The organism is Bradyrhizobium zhengyangense, assembly GCF_022012555.1.
GTDB classification, from domain to species: Bacteria; Pseudomonadota; Alphaproteobacteria; order Rhizobiales; family Xanthobacteraceae; genus Bradyrhizobium; species Bradyrhizobium zhengyangense.
In genome coordinates, this window is record NZ_JAKLTZ010000057.1 from 1 (window position 1) to 3,333 (window position 3,333).

The following is a 3,333-nucleotide window of genomic DNA, read 5'->3' on the forward strand; positions in this document are numbered from 1 at the left end:
CCGGTGCTGGTGATGCATGGCGAGGCTGATCAAGTCGTCCCGTTCGCAAGTTCAGTGCCGCGTGCGGTCAACCTGCTTAAGAACGGGTCGCTGAAGACTTATCCCGGCTATCCCCATGGCATGCTCACTACGCATGCGGATGTCCTCAACCCCGACCTGCTCTCGTTCATCAGGTCTTGACGACATCTCTCATCCATTATCGCCGATGATAGACATTTATGGGCGTATATTGAGGAGGGTCCGCGTTTCGCCGTAGTGACGAAGGAACGAACAAGAAGCTCAAACCCTCCTCAAGAATTCATCGGCCAAGGTCTCGATCGAAGCGGCGGCCTCGGCAGCGTTGCTCGGCCTTGAGGTCACTCCGCGTTTGCTCATGGGCGAGAGATGGACTTGCTGAGACTGAGCCACCTCGTGCTCTCTTGGACGTCCGCTATGGGGCACTTCAAGACATCGCCCGCTGGGTATAAAGAGGACCATCGTCCACCCGGAGAACAGCAAGTGGGCCGAATAGCAGCCTTCCTATGCATCCTAACGACTTTCACAATCATTGTGGTCGCCGCTCCACTCGGGGCTCAGGCAACACCGGAATCGTCAGCGTGCGGATACCTCGCTGGTCTGATCGACAAGGCAGCGCCGTCAGGGCCGTTATTCCTGCCCAGCTATCCGACCGTCGAATCGGGGCCTCTCCATGGCGCCGCCTACCTCTATGATAATGCGGTAGCCGCCATCGCATTGGTCGGTTGCGGCGAGCGAGACAAGGCGTATCGAATTGGCTCGGCGATTCTCTGGGCCATCGATAACGACCGCACCTGGCATGATGGGCGGCTCCGGAACGCATACGCCGCGGGTGCGGTGGCCAGTGGCTCCGCCAAACTTCCGGGTTGGTGGGACATCTCGCAGAACAAGTGGTTGGAAGATCGATATCAGGTGGGCAGCGATGTCGGTAACATGGCATGGGCCATGTTGGCGTTGCTGTCGACTGATGATGTGAACACCGGCTCTCGGTTCCGCGAGGGTGCGGCACGGCTGGGCACCTGGGTCGCGCAATGGGCCGACGCGCGCGGCACTGGCGGTTTCACGGGCGGTACGTTTGGGCACGAACCGACGCCCGAGTTGCGGACATGGAAATCAACCGAGCACAATACTGACCTCGCCGCCGCGTTTGGCCTTCTTGCAACCCGCACCGGCGATCCGCGCTGGCGTGATATGGCGACAGCTGCTGAGCGCTTCGTCGATACGATGTGGGATCCGGCATGCGCCTGTTTCGCCGCAGGGACCGCTGAAGACGGCGTCACGCGCAATCCGATTTTGGCCCTTGATGCTCAAGTCTGGCCGTTAACGGCGCTCCCCGGAGCGGCCGAGAAATTTGCACCGGCAATTACGACCGCCGAACAGCGAATGAGTGTCGACAAGGGCTTTTCCTACGGTGAAGACCGCGACGGCGTGTGGACCGAGGGGACGAGCCAGATGGCTCTCTTGCTGAAATTGCTCGGCAGGACTGGGAGGGCAGAGTCGTTGATCGCCGTCATAGAATCCCAGAGGTCGCCGGATGGCGGGTTCTTTGCCACAAGTGTCCGCGCGCTACCGACCGGGTTCATGTTGGATACCGATCCGGCGAGGCCACGCCTCTATTTCCGATTGCCACATCTTGGCGCAGCTTCGTGGGCTGCCCTCGCGGAACGTGGGTTCAATCCCTTTACGGCGACAAAAGGACTTCCGTAGTGAAGGCCGCGCTGCGTTTCTCGGCCTCTCCGATCTTCTTGATTTCGATATGTCGGCTACAGGTCAAAAGCGGCCGTCGCGCACCATGCCGTGATTGGTCCGCTAAGGGGCCAAAAAACGACATGGCCGTTTAGTGGGTATGGGCGCGAAGAGACGAAGCCCTTCAAACGGTTGGGGAGGCCGGCGGCGCGGCGTTCAGCAGGTTGGAAAGGGCGGTGACAAGCTGCGCGGGCGCGAACGGCTTCGCCAACATTATGCTGTTAGGGACACCCTGTGACGCCCAATCGTCAGCGTCCTTTCCGCTCATATAAACGATGGGAAAGTTGGGGTCGATTTTTCTAGCGTGGCGTGCGACATGCCACCCGTCTGCCTTTCCGGCACGCAGATTGATGTCTGTGACAAGCGCCCGGTATTTGCCTTCAGCGATATCAAGCAGCTCGATGGCACGCTCGCCAGACGAAGTTATGAAGGCTTCAAATCCTCCGTCGCTGAGGCTTTCCTGGACGATGTTTTGAACATCCTGGTCGTCTTCAACGACCAGGATAAGCAGTTGGCTTGTCATTTGGCGACCCCACGCGCGCCGCCATGACAGCAGCAGGGGGTATACGCGGCCAGGGGATCATCGTTCCGAAGAAAGTGTGCAAAAGTGCACATAAATAAAAATCGGCAGTTCGAATTCGGCTTGGGCTGTCGCGGGTTAGATGCGGATGCCGAATTGGAGCAAGCGGCGGGGCTCAGAACACCCTTCGAACGAAGCATGTCTGTTGACGTAACGCCCCGGGACGTCCCTTTTTCGCCGACGAGCGGACATCTCAGCAAGCCGTTGCCAAGTCAGGTACGGGCCCAGAAGCAGACTGAGCATCCGCACGCGAGCGACGATGTGCCAGCCAATAGTCAATCTGCCAGCCCTCGTAGCCAAGCAATTCGCAAGAGCGCCGTTCATGATCTTCGGACCTTGCGTCGAGTTCGTTTGGGAGCGCGAGCATGGCGTCTATCCGCCACTGGTGGTCAGGTAACGCGTAGAGCAGCCTTCGGTGTGGCAGTTCAACGAATTCGCGTCTTATCAACCGACCCGCAGCCAAGTGTCTGTCGAACGTCGGAATATTGACGTCGAACTCGCGGGGGACAAAATTCAGGAAATAGGCAAGAGGCTTGATGCCCCTCAGCATCAGGCAAAGTTCTCTGCCGTTATGCCCAAGTAGGGCAGTTCAGGAGGTTGCTCTGAACCCATGCCGAGCATGTCGGTCGCGTGCGTGAGGCTACTCACAGTAGAACCAACAGAATTCGCGATAAGCCGCACATCTCAACAGGAGGCTCACGATGTCGACGAACGCCAAGACTGACTTCACGCCGTTGCGCGATGACGAAATGGCCGCCGTCTCCGGCGGACGATGCCCGATTACGAATGGCGACGACCCACGTTTTCAGCTGACCATGCAAGTCATGCAGTACACGTATCGGCAGGCGACCTACTTCGGCAACGGAACCTGCCCGTAAGCAAGGGCGCGAAAACTCAAGCTGTCGCGCACAGCCCCCTAGCAGGGTGTTGAAGAACTCAGCCGCGTTCGCAAACGAAGGCTGAATCGTCGCCATTGTGGATGTAGAAGTGGC

3 protein-coding genes and 1 pseudogene are annotated in these 3,333 nt (G+C 58.8%); 3 read left to right on the forward strand and 1 reads right to left on the reverse strand.

What is annotated here, in order from left to right; all coding sequences use genetic code 11:
• Together L6639_RS42695 and L6639_RS42700 are read left to right on the forward strand one after the other, a co-directional pair.
• Window positions 1-180: pseudogene (locus tag L6639_RS42695) on the forward strand (alpha/beta fold hydrolase); the annotation flags it as partial.
• A gap of 252 nt (window positions 181-432) precedes the next feature.
• Window positions 433-1,722, forward strand: a complete 1,290-nt coding sequence (locus tag L6639_RS42700) for a hypothetical protein (protein WP_237867339.1) — start codon at window positions 433-435, stop codon at window positions 1,720-1,722.
• 163 nt (window positions 1,723-1,885) lie between these two features.
• On the opposite strand, the gene L6639_RS42705 is transcribed toward L6639_RS42700, so the two are convergent.
• The gene (locus L6639_RS42705) at window positions 1,886-2,284 is read right to left on the reverse strand and encodes a response regulator (protein ID WP_237867340.1); all 399 of its coding nucleotides are present in this window, start codon (window positions 2,282-2,284) and stop codon (window positions 1,886-1,888) included.
• A gap of 758 nt (window positions 2,285-3,042) precedes the next feature.
• Between L6639_RS42705 and L6639_RS42710 the strand changes: the two genes are divergently transcribed.
• Window positions 3,043-3,219: a hypothetical protein gene (locus L6639_RS42710; RefSeq protein ID WP_237867341.1), complete on the forward strand. Its 177-nt coding sequence runs from the start codon at window positions 3,043-3,045 to the stop codon at window positions 3,217-3,219.
• The last annotated feature ends 114 nt before the right edge of the window (window positions 3,220-3,333 follow it).

What these genes read in the sequence shown, in the direction of transcription:
- L6639_RS42700 (WP_237867339.1), top strand. Translation starts at nt 433, where the DNA reads ATGGGGCACTTCAAGACATCGCCCGCTGGGTATAAAGAGGACCATCGT.
- L6639_RS42705 (WP_237867340.1), bottom strand. Translation starts at nt 2,284, where the DNA reads ATGACAAGCCAACTGCTTATCCTGGTCGTTGAAGACGACCAGGATGTT.
- L6639_RS42710 (WP_237867341.1), top strand. Translation starts at nt 3,043, where the DNA reads ATGTCGACGAACGCCAAGACTGACTTCACGCCGTTGCGCGATGACGAA.